At 69.8% G+C, this 22,058-nt stretch carries 13 protein-coding genes and 1 tRNA gene; 10 read left to right on the top strand and 4 right to left on the bottom strand.

Going from position 1 to position 22,058, the window contains the following annotated elements; translation table 11 throughout:
- Positions 1 to 73: 73 nt before the first annotated feature.
- Together QZ258_RS04395 and QZ258_RS04390 are read left to right on the top strand one after the other, a co-directional pair.
- A complete protein-coding gene (locus tag QZ258_RS04395) occupies positions 74 to 3,166 on the top strand; it encodes an ATP-dependent DNA helicase (protein ID WP_294179329.1) in 3,093 nt (1,030 codons plus the stop codon).
- The gene (locus QZ258_RS04390) at positions 3,159 to 6,416 is read left to right on the top strand and encodes an ATP-dependent DNA helicase (protein ID WP_294179328.1); all 3,258 of its coding nucleotides are present in this window, start codon (positions 3,159 to 3,161) and stop codon (positions 6,414 to 6,416) included. The genes QZ258_RS04395 and QZ258_RS04390 overlap by 8 nt, the downstream gene beginning before the upstream one ends.
- A 21-nt stretch (positions 6,417 to 6,437) precedes the next feature.
- On the opposite strand, the gene QZ258_RS04385 is transcribed toward QZ258_RS04390, so the two are convergent.
- Positions 6,438 to 7,289 (bottom strand): LysR substrate-binding domain-containing protein, encoded by an 852-nt coding sequence (locus QZ258_RS04385; RefSeq protein ID WP_294179327.1) that lies wholly within the window; start codon positions 7,287 to 7,289, stop codon positions 6,438 to 6,440.
- Positions 7,290 to 7,372: 83 nt separating this feature from the next.
- Between QZ258_RS04385 and QZ258_RS04380 the strand changes: the two genes are divergently transcribed.
- A complete protein-coding gene (locus QZ258_RS04380) occupies positions 7,373 to 8,716 on the top strand; it encodes an MFS transporter (RefSeq protein ID WP_294179326.1) in 1,344 nt (447 codons plus the stop codon).
- 9 nt (positions 8,717 to 8,725) lie between these two features.
- On the opposite strand, the gene QZ258_RS04375 is transcribed toward QZ258_RS04380, so the two are convergent.
- Entirely contained in the window at positions 8,726 to 9,712 is a 987-nt protein-coding gene (locus tag QZ258_RS04375) for a phosphotransferase (RefSeq protein WP_294179325.1), read from the bottom strand.
- Between the two features lie 73 nt (positions 9,713 to 9,785).
- On the opposite strand from QZ258_RS04375, the gene nudC reads away from it, so the two are divergent.
- Both nudC and QZ258_RS04365 read left to right on the top strand, forming a co-directional pair.
- Positions 9,786 to 10,757 carry an NAD(+) diphosphatase gene (nudC, locus tag QZ258_RS04370; RefSeq protein ID WP_294179324.1) on the top strand — a complete coding sequence of 324 codons (972 nt, stop codon included), beginning with the start codon at positions 9,786 to 9,788 and terminating at the stop codon, positions 10,755 to 10,757.
- A complete protein-coding gene (locus QZ258_RS04365; protein ID WP_294179323.1) occupies positions 10,754 to 12,475 on the top strand; it encodes an ATP-dependent helicase in 1,722 nt (573 codons plus the stop codon). Before nudC ends, QZ258_RS04365 begins: the two co-directional genes overlap by 4 nt.
- 757 nt (positions 12,476 to 13,232) lie before the next feature.
- On the opposite strand, the gene QZ258_RS04360 is transcribed toward QZ258_RS04365, so the two are convergent.
- Positions 13,233 to 14,588: a zinc-dependent metalloprotease gene (locus tag QZ258_RS04360; protein WP_294179322.1), complete on the bottom strand. Its 1,356-nt coding sequence runs from the start codon at positions 14,586 to 14,588 to the stop codon at positions 13,233 to 13,235.
- A 113-nt stretch (positions 14,589 to 14,701) separates the two neighbouring features.
- On the opposite strand from QZ258_RS04360, the gene QZ258_RS04355 reads away from it, so the two are divergent.
- From QZ258_RS04355 to QZ258_RS04345, 3 genes are all read left to right on the top strand, one after another.
- Positions 14,702 to 15,847, top strand: a complete 1,146-nt coding sequence (locus QZ258_RS04355) for a PDZ domain-containing protein (protein WP_294179321.1) — start codon at positions 14,702 to 14,704, stop codon at positions 15,845 to 15,847.
- An 85-nt stretch (positions 15,848 to 15,932) separates the two neighbouring features.
- Positions 15,933 to 18,818, top strand: coding sequence for a UPF0182 family protein (locus QZ258_RS04350; RefSeq protein ID WP_294179320.1), 2,886 nt, complete (start codon positions 15,933 to 15,935; stop codon positions 18,816 to 18,818).
- Between the two features lie 50 nt (positions 18,819 to 18,868).
- Positions 18,869 to 18,945 (top strand) — tRNA-Met (locus tag QZ258_RS04345).
- Here the strand turns inward: QZ258_RS04345 and QZ258_RS12395 are convergent.
- Positions 18,902 to 20,167, bottom strand: coding sequence for a recombinase family protein (locus tag QZ258_RS12395; RefSeq protein ID WP_363182030.1), 1,266 nt, complete (start codon positions 20,165 to 20,167; stop codon positions 18,902 to 18,904). The two genes, QZ258_RS04345 and QZ258_RS12395, sit on opposite strands and share 44 nt — an antisense overlap.
- A 104-nt stretch (positions 20,168 to 20,271) precedes the next feature.
- Here QZ258_RS12395 and QZ258_RS04335 point away from each other — a divergent pair.
- Positions 20,272 to 21,464 (top strand): IS3 family transposase gene (locus QZ258_RS04335; RefSeq protein WP_294179318.1). Its coding sequence is split into 2 segments (ribosomal slippage): positions 20,272 to 20,556 and positions 20,559 to 21,464, totalling 1,191 coding nucleotides; the frame shifts between segments, so codons are not numbered across the junction.
- 193 nt (positions 21,465 to 21,657) lie between these two features.
- Positions 21,658 to 22,023, top strand: a complete 366-nt coding sequence (locus tag QZ258_RS04330) for a hypothetical protein (protein WP_294179317.1) — start codon at positions 21,658 to 21,660, stop codon at positions 22,021 to 22,023.
- The last annotated feature ends 35 nt before the right edge of the window (positions 22,024 to 22,058 follow it).

Here is a 22,058-nt window from a genome sequence, read left to right as displayed (position 1 = left end):
ATGCCCGGGCCGGCTCGCCGCCAGGTTCTCTGTCGGCAGAACCGATGTCTGCCGCTCCCGCTACCGTGAAGGCGTGGGCCTCGAGTTGGACGAATCGCAGCGGGCCGTGCTCGAGCTCCCGGAGGGGGTCAGCGCGGTCGTGGTCGGCGCGCCCGGATCGGGCAAGACCGAGACGCTCGTCGCGCTCGCGGCCGACCGGGTCCACGTCCGAGGCTACGACGCGACGGAACTGCTTGTCATCACCGGCAGTCGGCACTCGGCCACCGACTTGCGAGACCGGCTCGCCCGCGAGCTGGCGGTCGTGACCACCGGCCCGCTCGCGCGCACGGCGAGCTCGGTCGCGTTCGAACTCGCCACGGCTCAGGCGCGCGCGCACGACGCGGCGCCGCCGAGGCTGCTGTCGGGCGCCGACCAGGACCTCATGATCCGGGAACTGCTGGAGGGTCATCTCGATGACGGCCGAGGGCCGGCCTGGCCCGAGGAGTTGGATGCGGTCGTGCGTCGCCTGCCCGCCTTCCGTGTCGAGCTGCGCGAGCTTCTCATGCGCGCGACGGAGTTCGGGGTGTCGCCGCAGGAGCTGCGACGACTCGGCCAGACGACGGGGCGCCCCGCCTGGGTGGCGGCCGCGGAGTTCGCCGTCGAGTACCAGACGGTGCTGGCGAGCGCACGTGGCGAGATGCTCGACCCCGCCGAGTTGGGCGCCGCGGCCGTGCACGCGATTGAGGGTGGCCACCTCGGGGAGCGACTCGAGCGCGTGCGCCTCGTCCTGGTCGATGAGCTGCAGCAGGCCACCGAGACGACCATGCGGATGTTGCGTGCCCTCGCCGACCGGGGCGTCGCCGTCATCGGGTTCGGCGATCCCGACATCGCCAGCAACACCTTCCGCGGGGGCGAGGTCGACGCGGTCGGCGGTTTCGGCATCCGCCTGGGGAACACGGCGACCCCGCGGCTCGTCCTGTCGCGGGTGCACCGCCACGGGCCCGCGATCCGCCAGGTCATCTCCGAGATCACGGCGCGCATCGGCACAGCCGGCGAGGGCACTCAGCGCGCCGCGGAGTCGGTGGTTGCCGACGCGGTGGAGCATCCGCTGCTCGCGATTCGTGAGGCGAGCCCCGGCGCGCACGCCGAGGCGATCGCGCGCGTGTTGCGTGAGCGCCACCTGCTCGACGGCGTGCCGTGGAATCAGCTCGCGGTGGTGACGCGCACGGCGCGCGCCATTCCGGGGCTCGCGCGTGCGCTCGCGCTCGCCCACGTGCCGACCCGCACCCTCGCCGGCGGTACCGCGCTGCGCGACGACCTGGCGGCGGGGGCGCTCCTTCGTGTCGTCGAAGTCGCGATCGGGCGCGCCCCGCTGACCGGGGCGACGGCAGAGGAACTGCTGCTCGGTCCTTTCGGCGGGCTGGATGCGGTGGCACTTCGGCGGCTGCGACTCACCCTGCGTGCCGAGGAGCTCGCCGGCGGCGGAGGCCGGCACGGGGGCGAGCTGCTCGCCGAGGCGCTCGCCGCGCCCGGTCGACTGGCGACGGTCGATCACGCGGTGGGGCGCCGCGCCGCGCGCATCGCGGAGCTGCTTGCACGCATCCGCGCCCAGAACGAGGCGGGAGCCTCGGCCGAGGAATTGCTCTGGTCGGCGTGGGAGGGTTCCGGCGTTGCGGCGAGCTGGGAGCAGCGCGCCCGCGGCGCGGGGATCTCCGCGGAGGAAGCGAACCGCGCGCTGGACGGCGTCGTCGCTCTGTTCGCCTCGGCCCGGCGCTTCGCCGAGCGCGCGCCGCATTCCAGCGCGGCGGCCTTCCTCTCCGAGGTTCTCGACGCCGAGATTCCCGAGGACACCCTCGCGCCGCAAGCGCTCGCCGATACGGTGCTCGTCGCCACACCGGCGGGCGCCGGGTCTCTCGAGTTCGACACCGTCGTCGTCTGCGGGTTGGAGGACGGCCACTGGCCCAATCTGCGATTGCGCGGATCGCTCCTCGGCGCGAGCGATCTCGTCGCGGTGCTGCGCGGTCAGGTCGCCGAGAATGCGTCGACGACCGACGAGCGTCGCGCGGTGCTCGCCGACGAGTTGCGCATCTTCGCCCTCGCCTGCTCCCGCGCCCGGGCGAGGCTCGTGGTCGCCGCGATCCACAGTGACGACGAGATGCCGAGCCCGCTGCTCGACCTGGTGGCGGACCCGGAGCGCGGGGGAGCGCGGCCGGTCGAGGCCGACCGCAGCCCGCTCGGCCTGCGTCCACTCGTTGGGCGATTGCGGCGCATGATCACGTCGAGCGGCACGCACGACGAGGTGCGCGCGGCGGCGACGGCGGCGCTCGTGGCGCTCGCCATCGAGGGGGTGCGAGGCGCCCACCCGGACGACTGGCGAGGGCTCCGCGCCACCTCGACCGAGGCGCCCCTCGTCGACCTGTCGGAGCCCGAGGCCCGCGTGGCGGTGTCGCCGTCGCGCATCGAGGCGATCGAGCGCAGCCCCATGGAGGCCTTCGTCGAGCAAATGGGCGGCGGGTCGACGAGTCCCGCGGTCGGCATGGGCACGCTCATCCACGACGTGCTGGAGCACGCCACGAGTCACGATGTCGAGCGCTTGTGGGCCGCGCTCGAGGAGCGCTGGGGCGAGTTGCACTTCGAGTCGGAGTGGGATGCGCTTAGGCAGCGCACGGTGGCGCGCACGGCGATCGAGGCCCTGGCTCGTTATCTCGCCGATGTCGAGGCGCGCGGGGGCGAACTGATCGCGGCGGAGGGATCGTTCGAACTCGATGTCGAACCGGCGAGGCTCCGCGGCAAGATCGACCGGGTGGAGGCCTACCCCGAGGGGCTTGTGATCATGGACCTCAAGACCGGGTCGTTCATTCCGTCTGCGGGCGATGCGGCGGAGCATCCGCAGCTCGGGGCCTATCAACTGGCGCACGCCGAGGGGGCGATGGAGCGCGGGGGTGAGCTGCCGCTGCACGAGGCCCGGCTGGTCTACACCTCGTCGAAGACGAAGAAGGCGCCCTACACGGTGCGCGAACAGGCGGCGTTCGACGACGAGGCGCGGGAGGCGTTCCGCGAGCGCGTGCGCGCGGCTGCCCGCGCGATGACCGGGCCCTCATTTGAGGCGGTGCTGACCGACGACGATTTCGCCCACGGCTCCGAGGTGCGCGCCGTGCAATTGCCCCCGGAGGTGTCCAGTGACTGACTCGCCGCACAAGTCGGCGGTCGCGATCGCGGAGGCGCTGAATCGGCCGCGGCCGACCGACGAACAGATCGCCGTGATCGAGGCGCCGCTCGAACCGGCGCTCGTCGTCGCGGGCGCGGGCAGCGGTAAGACCGAGACGATGGCCTCCCGCGCCCTCTGGCTCGTCGCGAACGGCCACGTGCGTCCGTCCGAGATCCTCGGGCTCACCTTCACGCGTAAGGCGGCGGGCGAACTCTCGGAGCGGATGCGCACCCGGATCGGCGAGCTGCGTGCCGAGAATCTGATCGTGGAGCCCGACTCGGCCGGGGAGGGCGCCGCGCGAGACGCCGCCGATGACCTGGGCGCCGAACTGCTCGATGCGCCCAAGGTCGCCACCTACAACTCGTTTGCGAGCACGCTGTTTCGAGACCATGCCGCACTCGTCGGCTTCGATGGCGACGCGGTGGTGCTGGGCGAGGCAGCGTCATGGCTGCTCGCGCGCGAGGTGGTGGTGGGGCGCGACGACCCCCGTCTCGCCGCGGCGGGCAAGAGCATCGACTCCGTCACCACCGCGGTGGTGAAGCTCGCCTCGGCGCTCGGTGAGCACCTGGCCGATGCCGACGACGTCGAGCGGATGGCCGAGGACTACGCGCGGCTCGCCGAGATTCCGCCCGAGGGGCGTTTCGCCTACGAGAGCGATATGACCGCGATCGTGTCGCCGCTCGTGCCGCTGCCCGCCCTGCTCGATGCGGCTCGCGAGTTCCAGGCGCGCAAGTACGAGCGCGGCTATCTGCAGTACAGCGATCAGGTCAGCATCGCCCTCACGATCGCCCAACGCGTGTCGACCGTCGTCGAGGAGCTGCGCGCGCGCTTCAAGGTCGTGATTCTCGACGAGTACCAGGACACGAGCGTCGGGCAGACGCGCCTGCTGTCGACCCTGTTCCGCGGGCACGCCGTGATGGCCGTCGGCGACCCGCACCAGGCGATCTACGGATGGCGGGGCGCGAGCGCCGCCAACCTCGGCGAGTTCTCGCAGTGGTTCGGATCCCGTCGCGCTTTTTCGCTGTCGACGAGCTGGCGCAACGGGGTGGAGGTCCTGAAGGCGGCGAACACCGTGCTCGAGCCGCTCGCCGCGACGAGCCCGGTCGCGGTCGAGCGTTTGACGCCGCGCGAGGGGGCCGACGCCCTCCCGATCAGCGTGCGCTTCGAGCAGAGCGTCGTCGAGGAGGCGGATGCGGTGGCCGCCTGGTTCGCCGAACGACTGCGCTCCGGGGCGCGGCCGGCGGGCGAGGCTCCGCCGAGCGCCGCGCTGCTGTTGCGCGCCCGCGCGACCCTGGAAGAGTTCACGGCCGCGCTCACGCGGGCCAAGGTGCCGTACCACGTCCTCGGTGTCGAGGGTCTGCTGGCGCAGCCGCTCGTGGCCGATCTGGTGGCGGCGCTGCGCGTGATCGACGACCCGAGCGCGGGCAACGAACTCATCCGTCTGCTCGTGGGCTCCCGCTGGCGGATCGGCACGGCCGACATCGCGGCGCTGCGCGACCTCGCCCGTTGGCTCGAGAAGCGCGATCTGCACCAGCACGAACTCGACGAGGCCGTGCGCGACCGGCTGCGCGGCTCGGTCATCGAGGAGGAGTCGGCCTCGATCGTCGATGCCCTCGACTTCCTCGCGCTGCAGAAGCGTGAGCACGGCGCGATCCGCGGCTTCAGCGAGGAGGGGCTGGCGCGGCTTCGCGAGGCGGGCGAACTGTTCGCGAACCTGCGCGCGCGCACGCGGCTCGAACTCCCCGACCTCGTGACGGTCGTCCTGCAGGAGCTTGATCTCGACATCGAGGCGGCCGCCAACGAGTCCCGGCCCGGCAGCGGGCGGGTGCTCGAAGCATTCTTCGACGCCCTGTCCCAGTTCGAACAGTTGGGACGCGGCGGGAGCCTGCGCGCGTTCCTCGGCTGGCTGCGCGAGGCGGAAACTCGCGACCGGTTGAGCCCGCGCAGCGATCCGCCGGAGCCCGGGTGCGTGCAGATCCTCACCATCCACGGCGCCAAGGGACTCGAGTGGGATCTGGTCGCGGTTCCGCGCCTGGTCGAGGGGGAGCTTCCCTCGCGCGCCCGCGACACGGGAGCGTGGGTCGGCTTCGGTCAGCTGCCCTACGAGTTCCGCGGCGACACCCACGCGCTTCCCGTGTTCGCCTGGCGCAGTGCCACCTCGCGGGCCGAGCTGCGTTCCCGCTTCACCGAATTCAAGGAGCGGGTCGCGGCGGGTCAGCTCGATGAGGATCGTCGCCTCGCCTACGTCGCGATCACGCGCGCCCGCCACGAGCTGCTGCTCTCGGGGTCGTTCTGGTCGTCGCAGACGAAGTGGCGCGGCCCGAGCCGTTTTCTGCTCGAACTCGAGCAGGCGGGGGTCATTGGCGAGCTGCCGACGGAACCGGTCGAGCCCGACACCAACCCCTTGATCGGCGACCCCGTGAGCGTGAGCTGGCCGCGTGATCCCTTGGGAACGCGACGGGATGCCGTTGAGGCGGCGGCCGAGCTCGTGCGCGGCGCGCTCGAGGGCGCGACGGTCGAGTCGGCGACCGCGGCGGCTGGCCCGTGGGCGCGCGACGTCGAGCTGCTGCTCGCCGAACGGCGGCGCCAGCTCGCCGGGCCCTCGCCGATCGCGCCGCCCGCGCGCATCCCCGCCTCGCGCTTCCACGAGTACGTGACCGATCCCGAGCAGGTCGCCGCCGAGTTGCGGCGACCGATGCCGGAGCGCCCCTACCGCGCCACCCGGCTCGGAACGCTCTTCCACGCCTGGGTGGAGCATCGCGCCGACCCGGATGGCCTCGAAGAGGAGCTGGATGCGCGGCTCAGCGAGCTCGACCTCGACGCCGACGGTGAGCTGGTGGCGGTCGACGCCGACCGGTTCGCCGAGCTGAAGGCGATCTTCGAGCGGTCGCCGTGGGCGGCGCTGAAGCCGGTTGAGGTCGAGCGCGAGATCCACCTGCCCTTCGACGGCCGCACCATCGTCTGCAAGATCGACGCCGTCTACGAGCGCGACGGGCGACTCGAGATCGTCGACTGGAAGACCGGCAAGGCGCCCCGGGATGCCGAGGATCTTGAGCGCAAACAACTGCAGCTCGCGCTCTACCGGCTCGCCTACGCGCGGTGGGCGGGCGTCGAACCGGAGCTCATCGACGCCGCCTTCTACTTCGTCGCGGAGGACCGCGTGATCCGCCCCGCCCACGTGGAGAGTGAGGCGGAGCTGCGGGAGCGCTGGCGCGCCGCGCTCGGCTGAGCGCCGACGGTCGGGCCGCGCTCAGACTTCGAGGCGCGAGCGGGTGACGATCGCGGAAGCGAGCGCGTCGATCGGGCCGCGGTCGGCCTGCGGGTTGTCGAGCAGGGCGAACTCGACCTCGTCGAGCAGCGGCAGACCGAAGGTGTTGGTGACGGGCACGAGATCCCCGGGGATCATGCTCTGCGGGAAGGCCGCGATCCCGATGCCGGCGCGCACGGCCGCGAGCACCCCGTTGATTTCGCGCGTGTTGCAGGTGATGCGCCAGGTACGTCCCGCGGCTTCGAGGGCGTCGATCGCCGCCTGGCGCGACAGGCTGGGCGCCTGGTAAACGATGAGGGGAACCGGCTGATCCGGCTCGAGCGTGACGGCGCGATGGGCGGCCCAGACCAGGCGCTCGCGGCGGACGACGCGGCCGATCCCCGCATCCGCCGGTTGGCGCACGAACACCAGGTCGAGCTGGCCGGCGCGCAGCCGGCGGTTGAGGAAGGGGCTCTGCCCGACGGTCAGCTCCAGGTTGATCTGCGGGTAGAGCTGCCGGAAGTCGCGCAGGATCTGCGGCAGCTGGGTCAGGGCGAGGTCATCCGCCGAGCCGAAGCGGAGCCGTCCGCGCATGGCGGAGCCGGTGAAGTAGGCCGCGGCCTCGTCGTGCGCGGCGAGGATGGTGCGGGCGAAGCCGAGTAAGGCGTCGCCGTTGTCGGTGAGGGCGACCTGGCGCGTGTCCCGGGCGACCAGAATTCGACCCGCGGCGGTCTCGAGCTTTCGGACCTGCTGACTCACCGTGGGCTGGCTGAGGCCCAGTTGGGCGGCCGCGCGCGTGAAGCTCAACGTCTCCGCCAGGGTGACGAAGGTGCGCAGCAAGACCGGGTCGAACACGGTGCTCCATTCGAAAAGTCAATGGGACTTATAGCCAGCATTCCACAATGTAATGGCCGACTCGCCCGTACCGTGGAAGGGACATGACATCCGTATCCGGCATCGATGCCGAAAATCTCACCGCACCGATCCCGGTCATCAACGGTCGTCCCCGCTGGCGCGACACCGCGATCGCCCTCCGCTCGTACAACTACCGCGCGTACGTGATCGGCCAGCTCTTCGCCAACACCGGCGGCTGGATGGCGCGCATCGCCATCGACTGGCTCGTGCTCGAACTCACCGGCAACGTCGCGCTCGTCGGCATCGTCGTGGCACTCCAGTTCGCCCCGACGATCGTGCTCGGGGCGTGGGCCGGGGTGCTCTCGGACCGCGCGAACCGGCATCGCGTGCTGATGGCGACCCAATCGGTGGGCCTGGTCTCGAACGCCGTGCTCGCCCTGCTCGTGCTGCTCGGCGCGGTCGAGGTCTGGCACGTGTTCCTGGTGGCGACGACGACGGGCATCGCGATGGCGATCGACGGTCCCTCCCGCTCGGCCTTCGTGAGCGAGATGGTCGGCACCGCGCGTCTGCGCAACGCGATCAGCGTCAACGCGATGATCTTCCACCTCGGGGGGCTCGTCGGCCCGGCGATCTCGGGGGTGCTGATCGTGGCGGTCGGCTCCGGCTGGTCGATCGCGATCAATGCGGCCACGGCGTCCGTCGCGCTCACGACGCTGCTCGTCATGCGCACGCACGAGCTCCACCGTGCGCCGCGGCAGGCGCGCGGCGGCGGGCAGATCCGTGAAGCGCTCGCCTACGCGATGCGGAAGCCCACGATCCTCTGGCCGATCGTGCTGCTCGGATTCGTCGCGGTGTTCGGCATGAACCTGCCGGTGCTCTTCACCGCGGCCGCCACCTCGTTCGGGACGGGCGCCGCCGGGTACGGGCTTTACAGCTCACTCGCCGCGGTCGGCGCCCTGATCGGCGCGGTGCTCTCGGCGCAACGGCGGTCGCTGCGCCTGCGCGCGATCGTGATCGCGACGATCGGCTACGGACTCGTGACGGCGCTCGCCGGTGTCGCGCTCTGGTATCCGCTGTTTCTCGGTGCGCTCGTCGGAATCGGGATCACGCGCCTGCTGTTCGCGACCGGCGCCGAGTCGATGACCCAGCTGTCGACGAACCCCGGGATCCGCGGGCGCATCATGTCGTTCTACTTCATGGTCGTCGTGGGCGGCCAGGCGCTCGGCGGCGTCATCATGGGCTTCATCGCCGAGCACTTCGGCGCCCACGTGGCGTTCATGGTCGCCGGGGGAGTGCCCGCGCTCGCGGGCGTCGTGATCGCCGTGGTGCTCGCGCGACGCCATCAGTTGCGCATCCGGGTGAACATTCGGACCCCGCGCCGACTGGTGCGGATCGTGCCGCGCGGGCAGTCGATCCTCGAAAGCTGAGGCGGGAACCTACCGGGCCGTGGCGGTGCGCGTCAGCAGCTCTTCGACCTCGTCGACGTCGAGGGTTGACTCGGGCCGACGGATCGACGAGGTGTCGTTCTGCGCGATCGTGTCGACGAGTGCCGACATGAGTTCCACGGCGTCATCGACGATCTCGGTCGAGCGCGTCGAGGTGCCGTGCAGCAGCCACTTGGCGAGCTCCAGCTCACTCAGCAACCGCGCGCGCTCGGTGAGCTGACGGTCGACCGACCCGCGCACTCGCGCGTAGGCGCCGAACGCGGTCTCGGCGATGCCGTCGCCCGGCGCGCGCAGCAACCAGTGCAGGTCGGCGGCCGGATCGCCCACGTGCAGCGACTGCCAGCCGAGCAACCCCGTGACGACACCCTCGGAGGCGAGAAACGACTCGGCCTCGAGGGCCCCGTTGACGACGGCCGGCGCGAACTGCCACAGCGTCGGGTCTCCGATCGCGCGCTCCCAGCGCTGCTGCAGGACGGCGGGAACCACCCGCGTCGAGATGGCGCGGTCGAGCAGTCGCGCGGCGTCGCGGGCCGCCTCGATGCCGGTGCGACTGGGCAGACCCGAGTCGGCGACGAAGCTGGTGGGCAGCGCGTGGATCGCGGCGATGGCTTCGCCGATCGAGGTCGCCAGGTCGTGGTCGAGGCTGGCGAGCTCGGCCTTGGCGCCGTAGACGAACTCGTAGACGACGGCGCGGGTGTCGCCCGCGGGCGCCTGGCCGGCGAAGGTCGTGACGGCGAACGGGAGGCGCGCACGGACTCCCGCGCTCAGCGCGCGGAGCGCGACGAGGTCGGCCGACTGTGCTGCCTCGGCGCTCTCGCTGCGCGGCACTCGGACGATCCAGTGCCGACCGTCGCGACCGGTGAGCAGTGCCGCGTCGAAGTCGCCGCCCGGGGAGCCGATGGGGGTCGCGCCCGCAATGTCGAGGCCCTCCACGGCCGACGTCGCGAGCGCGGCTAGAGTGAAGTGCGACCTGGCCATGGAGACAGGGTAGGTCGCCCCTGGTGCGTCGGCCCCGTACGCCACGCCCTTCGTCCGTTCCCGAGAGGTGCCTGTGCGCAGCGATTTCGGTACGCGACTTCCGCTTTCCCGGACGGCGCTCGACCGCGACCATCTCCTGCGCGCCCGCGAACCCGAGGCGCTCCTCGCTGTGCCGGGTGCCCGCGTCGTGATCCTGCACGAGGGCCGCGTGCCGCTGCGCGGTGACGGGGACGCACGCGTGCTGCTTCCGCCGGCTCCGCGGTTCGCGGAACTGCCGCCGGAGGCGCTCGTGCTCTTCCTCGGCACGGCGCTCCCGGGCGACGAGGAGTTGGCGGTCGGCACCCCCGTGCTGGCGATCGTCGTCGATGAGGCGGGAGTCGCGGCGCTCACCGCGCGCGGAGTTCTCCCGCGCGAGGTCGTGTGGGGGGATCTGCGCCGGCTCGGCGCGAGCCTCGGCGCGCGCGACGCGGGACTCGTGACCCAGGCCCTCGCGCTCGCCAACTGGCACCGCAGCGCCGCCTTCTCGCCGCGCACCGGGCGCCCCACCGACTCGGTGCTCTCGGGGTGGGTGCGCCGCGACCCGACCGACGGCTCCGAATACTTCCCGCGCACCGACGCCGCGATCATCGTCGGGGTGACGGATGCCGACGACCGGCTGCTGCTCGGCTCGAACGCCGTGTGGGAGTCGAACCGTTTCTCGCTGCTCGCGGGCTTCGTCGAGCCGGGCGAGAGCTTCGAGGCGGCGGTCGAGCGCGAGATCTTCGAGGAGTCGGGACTCCGGGTCGTCGATCCGGTCTATCTGGGCTCTCAGCCGTGGCCGTTCCCGGCCTCGCTCATGGTCGGATTCCGTGCCCGCCTCGCCGAGGGGGAGGACCCGACCGGGCGCCCCGATGGCGAGGAGATCCTGGAACTGCGCTGGTTCAGCCGTGAGGAACTCGCCGCGGCGCTCGACGAGATCCTGCTTCCCGGACCGACCTCGATCGCCCGCCGGATCATCGAAGACTGGTTCGGCGCCGACATCGACGACGGGCAGCGAGCCCGGTGAACGCCGAGAAGATTCTCGACGGTCTCGACGCGCAGCAGCGCGAGGCCGCCGAGGCGCTCCTCGGCCCGGTGTGCATTCTGGCGGGCGCGGGCACCGGGAAGACCCGCGCGCTGACCCATCGCATCGCCTACGGGGTCGCGACCGGAGCCTTCGATCCCGAGCGCATGATGGCGCTGACCTTCACCACCCGCGCCGCGGGCGAACTGCGCACGCGGCTGCGCGCGCTCGGCGCGGGCGGGGTGAGCGCCCGCACCTTCCACGCCGCGGCGCTGGCTCAACTCAACTTCTTCTGGCCTCGCGTCATCGGGGGGCAGACCCCGCGCATCCTCGCGGCGAAGGGAGCCGCGATCGCGCACGCGGCCGAGTCGGTGCGGATGAAGCTCGACACCGCGGTGCTGCGCGATGTCGCCGCCGAGATCGAATGGCGCAAGGTCTCGCAGCTGACGATCGAGCAGTATGCGCGCGCGGCCGCGTCGCGTTCGATGCCGAACGACGTGTCGCTTGAAACGATGGTCGCGTTGCACGAGGGCTACGAGCGCATCAAAGACGAACGTCGCCAGATCGACTTCGAGGATGTGCTGCTCGCCACGGCGGGAATGCTCGACGACGAGCCCTGGGTGGCGGAGCAGGTGCGCGCCCAGTACCGCTTCTTCGTGGTCGATGAGTATCAAGACGTCTCGCCGTTGCAGCAGTCGCTGCTGGATCTCTGGCTCGGCCCGCGCCGCGAACTGTGCGTCGTCGGCGACGCAAGCCAGACGATCTACTCGTTCACCGGTGCCACGAGCGACTACCTGCTGGGGTTCGGTTCGCGCTACCCGGGGGCCCGCGTCGTGCGGCTGGAGAACAACTACCGCTCCGAACGGCCGGTGTTGGAACTCGCGAACCGGCTGATGCGCGGGCGCGCCGGGGCGCTCGAGTTGACCCCGGCACTCCCGTCGTCTTCGCGCGCGGAGGTTCCCGCACCGGTCGCCTACGACACCGACGTCGAGGAGGCGCGGGCGGTGGCCGCGGCGATCGCGGAGGAGATCGCGGGCGGCACCCGCCCCGAGCAGATCGCGGTGCTCTATCGCGTCAACGCTCAGGGCCCGCACCTGCAGGCGGCGATCGCCGCCGCGGGGGTGAGCGTGCGCGAGCTCGGGGGAACCAAGTTCTTCGACCTGGACGTCGTGAAGCGCGCGATCCTCGAACTCGGCAGCGTCGCGCGCGAGCAGCGGGCGACGCCCGAGCCTCCGCTGTTCCAGTCGGTGAGTGATGTGCTGCGCGCCAACGGCTGGTCGGCCGAGGCCCCGGAGGCGGCGGGCGCCGTGCGGGAGCGCTGGGAGGCGCTCAACGCGATCATCGAACTCGCCGATCAGGCCCCGGCGGGAACGAGCCTCGCGGCCTTCGTGGCCGAGCTGCGCGACCGTCAGGCGGCGCAGCACGAGCCGACGCTCTCCTCCGTCGTGCTCTCGACGCTGCACAGTGCCAAGGGTCTCGAGTGGGATTCGGTGTACCTGGTCGGGTTGAGCGAGGGCCTCGTGCCGGTGAGTCATGCCCGCGGTCTCGCGGGCATCGACGAGGAGCGCCGGCTGCTCTACGTGGGGATCACGCGGGCACGGCGACGGCTGTCTCTCTCCTGGTCGCGGGCGGGACTTCGGGGACAGCGTCGAGACCCGAGCCGTTTTCTGGCAGAGCTTGGCACGAGCACTCGGGATGCGGGGCAACGCGCCCCTCGATGAGCGGGCCGCCGAGCGGATCGATGCTCCACACGCGCCCGAACCCGTCGGGTCGGGTGGCGCTGCGGCGCACCGCGAACGCGCCCGCCTCGGCGATCGCCGTGCGCGGAAGGGACGCGGGGGCGCGGCGCGCCAGCTGCGTGGCCATCGCGGGCCAGGCGGGGTCGGCGTCGCAGCGCGCAAGGAACACGCAGTACAGGCAGGCGCCCGAGCCGGGCACCACGAACGGTCCGATCTCGATGCGCTCCTCGCTCACGACGATCGGCAGGTGCGCGACATCGCGGCGAAGCCAGCGGCCGTGATCTTCGGGCTGGAGGACATGGTCGGCGACGACGATGACCAGCTCGGGGTGGGCATCCGCCGACACGCGTCGGTGCTCCTCGTCGAGTTGCCGCGCGATCTCCTTCGCGAGCGCGGCATCGCCCGTGACCGCGATGCGGGTGCGCGGGGGCTCGGCGCCAAGCAGCACCGGGGAGAGTCGTTCGAGCAGCGCATCCGCGTCGATCCCTTTCGCGATCATGCGCAGACCCGACTCGGAGATCCCCGCCACCAGGGCCGAGACGGCACGCTCGGTGGGCGCATCGACCTCATCGAGCACGATCCCCGGATGGACGCCGATCTGCAGGGAGCTGGGGGAGCGCCACAACACGGGGAATCGGGGGTCGAGTCGCAGGACCATCACTCCATGGTCCGCGCTCGAGGCGCGCGCCGTCAGCGCTTTCCACACCCGCGCGCGGCGCCGGCATGGGGCTGGGGCCGGCTACTCCTCGCGCGGGCGGTCGCCCGACTCGTCGCCGAGCAGATCGGCGATCGCGCGGTCGACGTCGTCTTCCGCGGGCTCGGTCGAGGTGAGCCGCGCGATGAGCGCCGCGGGGTCGTCGATGTCGGCGGCGGTCGGCAGCACGTCCGGATGCGCCCAGAGCGCGTCCCGGGCATCCGCACCCACCGCGTCGCTGACCTGCTGCCACATGGCGGCGGCCTCGCGCAGCCGTCGCGGTCGAAGCTCGAGTCCCACCAGGGTCGCGAACGCGGACTCGGCGGGGCCGCCGGAGGCGCGTCGGCGGCGCACGGTCTCGGCGATCGCGCCGCTCTTGGGAAGCCGCGCGGTGGCGCTCGCCGTCACGACATCGACCCAGCCCTCGATCAGCGCGAGCTGCGTCTCGAGCCTGGCGAGTGCCGCCAACTGCTCCTCGCTCTTCGGCGGGATGAGTGCACCGCTCGTGACGGCGTCGCGCAACTCCTCCGGGTTGTTCGGGTCGAACTGCGCCGCCAGGTTTTCGATCTGCTCGGTGTCGACGTGGATGCCGTGCGCGAAGTCGGTGATCTGCGAGATCAGTTGCAGGCGCAGCCACTTGGCGTGCCGGAACAGTCGGGCGTGCGCCAACTCGCGCACCGAGAGGTAGATGCGCACCTCGTCGAGGGGGATGTCGAGGCCGGCGCCGAACGCATCCACGTTCTGCGGCACGATCACGGCCTGACGCTCGTCACCGTCGCTCAGCGGAATGCCGATGTCCCCGCCCGAGACGACCTCGGCGGCGAGTTGGCCGACCACCTGGCCGAGTTGCATCGCGAACAGGGTGCCGCCGACGTTGCGCAGCAGCTTCGCCGGGTCGGCGCCGAACATGCCGGAGGCGTCCTCGGGCAGGCTCTCCTCGAGCACCTCGGTCAGCGCGTCGGCGATCGAGGTGGCGACCGGCTCGGCGAGCTGGGTCCACACGGGCATCGTCGACTCGGCCCAGCCGGAGCGGTTCAACAGCACGGGCTCGCGCGTCAGCCCCGCGATGTCGGTCGCCTCATCGAGCCACAGGGCCGCGACGTGCAGTGCGCTGTCGAACGCGGAGCGCTCATCGGCCGTGCTCGGAACGGCGCCGCGCGCCGCCAACGTCGTGGCCTGTTCGAGGGCGAGGTCCCAGTTGACGCCGTCGTTCGTGTTGCTGAGCGCATCCTGCAATTGGCTGATTAGGCGTGCGACGAGCGCCGGATCGGAGGGCAGGCCCGCGGCGCTCGCGAGCTTGGCGGGGTCCATGTCTCCGTCACCGGAGAGGAACTCGCGCAACATGTCACGGAAGTCATCGTTGTCGGCGGCTTCCGGCTCATCCCGCGGATCATCAGGCATGCCAACTACGCTAACCGGTGGCCCGTGGCACCGCCCGGGTTTTCGCCGAGACGCGGGCGACTGGCCTTGCGCCGGGAGCGAACAGTGCCGCGCCCGCTTTTGTGAAGGACCCCGTGAGCGACCTCTTCCCTCCCCTGCCCTCGGATCGCCCCAGCGTCGAGGAACGCGCCGCCCTGCGCCGGGAGCAGAACCGGACGGCGATCGCGCGCGGCACGGGCTGGGTGCTCCTGGCGGGTGCCGTCGTGGGCTCCCTGCTGCTCGGCAGCGCCCCCGCGCCGTACGTGATCGAAAAGCCGGGGCCCGTCTACGACACGCTCGGTGAGGTGCTGATCGACGGCGAAGCGGTCCCGCTCATCGAGATCGAGGGGGCCGAAAGTTACCCGACGAGCGGGGAACTCGACCTGCTGACGGTGCGCATCCAGGGCAATCGCACGAGCCAGCCCAGCTGGATCGACATCGCGACGGCGTGGTTCGAGCCGAGCAGCGCCGTCGTGCCGATCGAGGCGATCTACCCGGAGGATCAAAGCACCGAGGATGCGCAGGAGCAGTCCGCGATCGAGATGCAGAACTCGCAGCAGGAGGCCATCGCCGCCGCGCTCACCCAGCTCGACATCGAGTACTCCGGCGTGGTCGACGTCGCGTCCGTGCAGGAGGGGTCCCCCGCCGAGGGGGTCCTGCAGGCGGGCGACCAGATCCTCGCCGCCGGCGGCGTCCCGACCCCCGACGTGTCCGCCTTGCGCGAGCGCATCAGCGAGAACGGGGCCGAGACGCCGATGGCGTTCCTCATTCGCCGTGACGGCGTCGAGCAGGAGGTGTTCGCGACCCCGGAGCTCGCCACTGACGGGACGACCCCGATCATCGGGGTGCTCGTGAGCGGTACCTACGACTTCCCGATCGAGGTTTCGATTCAGCTCTCGAGCGTCGGCGGTCCGAGCGCCGGAATGATGTTCGCGCTCGGCATCTTCGACAAGCTCACACCGGGGGAGCTCACCGGCGGCGAGCACATCGCCGGCACCGGCACGATCGCGGCCGATGGGACGGTCGGCGCGATCGGCGGAATCGAGCAGAAGATGTACGGCGCGCTCGCCGCCGGGGCCGAGTGGTTCCTGGCCCCCGCCGGCAACTGCGACTCCGTCGTCGGGAACATCCCCGACGGTCTCGAGGTGTTCAAGGTGGCGACGCTCGACGACGCGCTCGCCGTCGTCGAGACCGTCGGTGTGGGCGGTGACACGAGCGATCTCGCGCGCTGCGAGTCGTAGCCAACACCCAGCGGGCCCCCTCCGGGTGCCACGTAGGATGTGAGGGATCCGTCTGTGCCGATGGAATACCTGACAGGAGCCACCCGTGACTTCGCCCACCAACCGGACTGAACAGCAGCGCCCCGCGCGCAGCTCGAGCCGAGTTGCCCTTGCCGTGACCGCCGCGATCATCGCGGTGATCGTCATCGGATTCATCGCCTTCTCCGGCTTCTACGCCGACATCCTCTGGTTCGACCAGCTGGGCTACCTGGAGGTGTTGACCACCCAGTGGATCGCCTTCGGCGTGCTGTTCGCGATCGGGTTCATCTCGATGGCGCTCGTCGTCTGGGTGAGCATCACGATCGCGTTCCGCACGCGGCCCGTGTACGCCAAGCTCAGCGCGCAGCTGGACCGCTACCAGCAGGTGATCGAGCCGCTTCGCCGGTTGGCGATCTACGGCATCCCGCTGGTGCTCGGCCTCTTCATGGGGGTGTCGACCGCCACTCGTTGGCCCACCGTGCTGCAGTTCCTGAACCGCACCGAGTTCGGAACGCTCGACCCGCAGTTCGGTCTCGACGTCTCGTTCTTCGTCTACGAGCTGCCGTTCCTGCGCGGCATCCTCGCCTACGCCTCGGCCGTCGTGCTCGTCGCGGGTCTCGCGGCGCTCGCCACCAACTACCTCTACGGCGGGATTCGCGTCTCGGGCCGCGAGGTGCGCGTCACGCGCCCCGCGCGCATCCACCTGGCGATCATGGCCGGGCTGTACCTGGGGATCCAGGCGGTCAGCATCTGGTTCGACCAGTACGCGACCGTGCTCGGCGAGGGCTCGCTCATCACGGGCGCCTCCTACACCGATGTCAACGCGGTGATCCCGGGTCGCGCGATTCTGGCGCTGGCCGCCGGGCTCGTCGCCCTGCTCGCGCTCCTGACGGCGATCATCGGCCGCTGGCGCCTGCCGCTGCTGGGAACGGCGGCGCTGCTCGTCGCCTCGCTCGTCATCGGGTCGATCTACCCGGCGCTCGTGCAGCGCTTCCAGGTGGAGCCGAGCGAGCAGACGCTCGAAGCGCCCTACATTCAACGCAACATCGATGCGACCCGGACGGCCTACGGCCTCGACGACGTCAACGTGGTGCCCTACAACGCGGTGACGGATGCGGAACCCGGCGCCCTGCGCGCCGACGCCGAAACGACGGCGAACATCCGCATCCTCGACCCCGCGCTCGTCGGCGACACCTTCGCCCAGCTGGAGCAGGTGCGCCAGTACTACCAGTTCCCGAACCTCGACGTCGACCGCTACGTGATCGACGGCAAGTCGACCGACACGGTGATCGCGCTGCGCGAGCTCAACCAGGGCGGCCAGACGAGCACCACGTGGTACTCGAACACGCTCGTCTACACGCACGGCTTCGGTGTCGTCGCGGCGTACGGAAACCAGCGCGAGGTCGACGGTCAGCCGCGCTTCCTGGAGTCGGGCATCCCGAACTCGGGAGCGCTCGGCGAGTTCGAGCCGCGCGTCTACTTCGGCGAAGAGAGCCCCGAGTACTCGATCGTGGGCGGAAACGACAACGGGGCGCCGATCGAGCTCGACTTCCCGGCCGGCGGTGAAGACAGCACCGGCAACGCCTTCACCACCTACGACGCCGAGGGCGGTCCGGCGCTCGACAGCCTGTTCAAGCAGCTCGTCTACGCGATCAAGTTCCAGAGCGAGCAGATCATCCTCTCGGACGGGATCGACGAGAACTCGCAGATCCTGTACGACCGTTCGCCCATGGAGCGCGTGCAGAACGTCGCGCCGTACCTGACGCTCGACTCCGACCCGTACCCGGCGGTCGTCGACGGGCGCATCCTGTGGATCGTCGACGCGTACACGACGACGGCGAGCTACCCGTACTCGAAGATCGAGCAGCTCTCGAGCGCGATCGCCGACACCTACACGCCGGCGCCGTTGTATGCGCTCGACGACATCAACTACATCCGCAACTCGGTGAAGGCCACGGTCGACGCCTACACGGGTGAGGTTGTGCTGTACGTCTGGGACGAGGAGGACCCGATCCTCCAGACCTGGCAGAAGGTGTTCCCGGCGACGCTCGTCTCGGCGGACGAGATGACCGAGGACCTGCAGGCGCACGTGCGCTACCCGGCAGACCTGTTCAAGGTGCAGCGCTCGATCCTCGAGACCTACCACGTGACGCAGGCTGGATCGTGGTATTCCGGTGACGACGCGTGGTCGACGCCCGCCGACCCGACGCAGACCTCAGGGGTGGCCCAGCCGCCGTACTACCTGACGATGCAGGTGCCCGGCACGGAGGCGCCCGCCTTCACGCTGTACTCGACCTACATCCCGCAGCAGGGTGCCGGCGACGCGAGTCGTTCGGTGCTCACCGGCTACCTCGCCGTCAACGCGGATGCGGGCGAGGACTACGGCAAGCTCACCCTGCTGGAGCTTCCGAAGCAGGACACGACGCCCGGCCCCGGTCAGGTGCAGAACTCGTTCAACTCGGACACCGAGGTGGCGACCGAGCTCAACCTGCTCGAGCAGCAGGGCACGAGCGTCAGTCGCGGAAACCTGCTGACGGTGCCGGTCGGCGGCGGGCTGCTTTACGTGCAGCCGGTCTACGTGCAGTCGACGGGTGAGACCAGCTACCCGCTGCTTCGGAAGATCCTCGTCGCCTTCGGCGACAAGGTGGCGTTCGAGGACACGCTCACCGAGGCGCTCGATGTGCTCTTCGGCGGCGACGCCGGCGCGTCGGCGGGCGACGGTGACGTCGATGTCCCGACGGATCCGACCGATCCTGTGGATCCGGTGGATCCGACTGACCCGGAGACGCCGACCGATCCTGACAACGCTGCCCTGCAGGCGGCGCTCGACGACTACGTCGACGCGCTCGCCGACCGCAACGCGGCCTACGCCGCCGGTGACCTGGTCGCCGCGGCGGAAGCCGACGAGCGCATGCAGGCGGCCGTCGAACGTGCGATCGCGGCGCTCGAATAGCGTCCCGATTCGTGTCCACCCCGCGGCCGTGGTAGAGTCAATCCTTGTGCCGCGGGGTGGAGCAGTTCGGTAGCTCGCTGGGCTCATAACCCAGAGGTCGTAGGTTCAAATCCTGCCCCCGCAACCAAGGTTGCCTTACTCAAACTAAAGGATCGAAAGAGATCCGCGAGTAGGCCAACGGAAGTTTCAAACGCAGAGGCCCCGGTCGAAAGACCGGGGTTTTTGCGTTCGGTGCTTCCCTCTTGGGTGCGCGGGCTGGACTTGAACTCGTGCATGGCGCGAGCACCGTCGCGAAGCTCCGCGACCGACTCTCGTTCGTCTGCGAAGACGTCGATTTCGGCGTTCAGGCGTATCTGGCTGTAGAAGGCCTCGAGTAGCTGGCGACGGGCGTTCTCCGTGGCGTGGCGATATAGCCGCCCGGGCTCGGCAAGCAGTTCCAGGTAGGTCATGATCGTCGCGACGCCTCGTTCGATTTTGCTGTCGGTCTGCGTCAAGGTCTCTCGGAGGGCTGCGCGCTCGAGTGCGAGGACCCTCAGCCGGTCCTTGAGTTTCTCGGTCACGAAGTCTGGATCAGCCGCCAGGTCGAGCAGTTGCTCTTCGCGTCGGTCGAGTGTCTTGAGTTGCCGGGCAATGTTGCCGCGCATTTCACGATCTGCGACTTGCGTCGCGGCGACCGCATCTTCGATGTCGCCCCGGATGCGTTCGATGAAGTCTGCGGGCAGGCCGATGTCAGCAAAGTGCCGCGCGATCTTCTCTTCAACCTCGGCCACGGGCAGCGACGTGAGATCGCAGATCCCCTCTTGCCGACCGCGACAGATGAAGTAGTCGTAGACACCACCGCTGCCTTTGATCTGGCTGAAGACGAGACGACTGAGCGTGCCCTTCTCGAAGCATTTTTGGCAGTACAACAGCCCCTTCAAGTAGTGGTGATGCGTGACGTCTCGCTGGCCCCGCTGCGCCCGTTCGGACAGGACGTCCTGCACGCGAAGGAACAGTTCTTTCGTAATCAGGGGCTCGTGGCGTCCGGGGAAGAGCTCGCCGACGTATCGGATGACCCCCGCGTAGTAAGGGTCGTGCAGGATCTGCGATATCTGGCTTTGCGAGACCGGCTTGGCTGGCCAGCGACGCGACGGACGTGTCCTCAGGCCTTGATCAGCGAGGGCTCGGTGCAACTCATTGATCGTGTAGTCGCCTGACGCGTACGCCTCGAACGCCCACTTGATGAGCGGCGCGCGCTCAGGGTCGATGTCGATTGTGTTCACGAGGCGCCCGTCGAAGGTCTTGCGCACGTTGAGGTAGCCGAGCTTGGCGCGCCCGACGGTGCCGCCTTGTTGCGCTTTGTGGAGCATCTTCTTGCTGATGTCGCGGCCGTTGGCGCGCACCTGGGACTGCTGCACGGATAGGTGACATCTGATCTGGCTTGCCCGAGGGGTGGGCCTGGAAGGATGTTGCTGTGCCCAAGCCCTACCCGTCCGAGTTCCGTGACGACGTCGTCCGCGTCGCGAGGAACCGCGGGCCCGGAGTGACGATCGAGCAGATCGCGAAAGACTTCGGTGTCCACCCCATGACCCTGCAGAAGTGGTTGCAGCGCTCGAAGGTCGAAAGCGGTGCCGCTCCAGGCGTGACGCGCACGGAGTCGGCGGAGAATCGCGAGCTGCGTAAGCGGGTCCGGCTTCTCGAGCAGGAGAACGAGGTCCTCCGCCGCGCGACGGCGTACCTGTCACAGGCGAACCTGCCGGGAAAAGGCTCTACCCGCTCGTGAAAGAGCTCGCCGAATCGGGGATACCCGTGACGGTGACGTGCCGGGTGCTCAAGCTCTCTCGCCAGCCCTACTACCGGTGGCTGGCGGACCCCATCACGCCCAGCGAGGTGGTGGAGGCATACCGCGCGAACGCGCTGTTCGACGCTCACAAGGACGACCCGGAGTTCGGGCATCGGCTGCTTGCCGACGAAGCCGCGGAGGCGGGTGAGGCGATGGCGGATCGGACGGCGTGGCGGATCGCGTCGATCAACGGCTGGTTCAGTGCGTTCGGAAAGCCCAAGCGCGGCAAGGGCCGCCGCCCCGGACCGCCCGTCCACGATGACCTCTGCGCCGTGATCGACGAGGACGGCAGGACACGGCATGTGTTCGCTGCGGAGGCGCCGAACGAGCTCTGGCTCACGGACATCACGGAGCACAAGACGAGTGAAGGCAAGCTCTACCTTTGCGCGATCAAGGACGTGTTCTCCGGCCGGATCGTGGGCTACTCGATCGACTCGAGGATGAAGTCCCGGCTGGCCGTCCAAGCCCTTGAGAACGCCGTCGCGATGCGCGGCGACGTTGCCGGCTGCGTCGTCCACAGCGATAGAGGCAGCCAATTTCGAAGCCGGAAGTTCCTGCGCGCTCTGACCCGCCACCGCATGGTCGGGTCCATGGGCAGAGTCGGCTCCAGCGGGGACAACGCGGCCATGGAATCGTTCTTCGCCCTGCTCCAGAAGAACGTCCTCGACCGACGCGCGTGGACCACCCGCGATGAGCTGCGCATCGCGATCGTGACCTGGATCGAGCGGACCTACCACCGCCGCCGACGCCAACCCCGCCTGGGCCGTTTGACGCCCATCGAGTTCGAGACCATCATGAACACGACCGTCGCACTGGCGGCGTGACTACAACCTGTCACCTATCCGTGCAGCAGTCCCGTACGCCAACTGGCCACTGTTTCCGCGTTTCATTGGCGCACTATTTACCGGGCGAACGGTGGCGCTTCGGGCACCGCGCACGACTGGTTCTCTGAAGGGGTGGAGCAGAGACGGTCTCGCGGCTGTCATCGATGTCGCGACGACTCAGCTTGATGCGCAGATGGCATCGCTGGACCGGGTGCTCTCTCGGGCGCAGCTGCTGTTCACCACGCTGCTCGGCCTCATCGCCCTGCTCTTCGCGCTAGCACCGACCATTTGGGTGACGCAAAGTATTGCATGGGGTGAGATCGTTCCACGCGGGTTGTTGCTGCTGAGCGGACTTCTATTCCTCATCGGTCTACTGGGTGCCGCGGCCCTGATCGCTGTACGCAAAGAGTTCGACGGCATGAGCGCCACTGTTCTCTCCAACTGGGACAAGTTGGTGACGTCCCGCTGGTTGGTGGAGTTTCTCAACACCGTGCGAGATCAGCTGATTGGGATTATGCCGCGGTCAGTTCCGGGATCGCTACCTCCTCGGGGTCGGTGAGCAGCAGTGCCATGGAGTGCTCGGAGAAGTAGCGG

Origin of the sequence: uncultured Schumannella sp., from assembly GCF_905479755.1 — a bacterium.
Lineage (GTDB): Bacteria > Actinomycetota > Actinomycetes > Actinomycetales > Microbacteriaceae > DCRR01.
The sequence above is the reverse complement of the archived record's forward strand: the minus strand, read 5'-3'. Positions and strand labels throughout refer to the sequence as shown.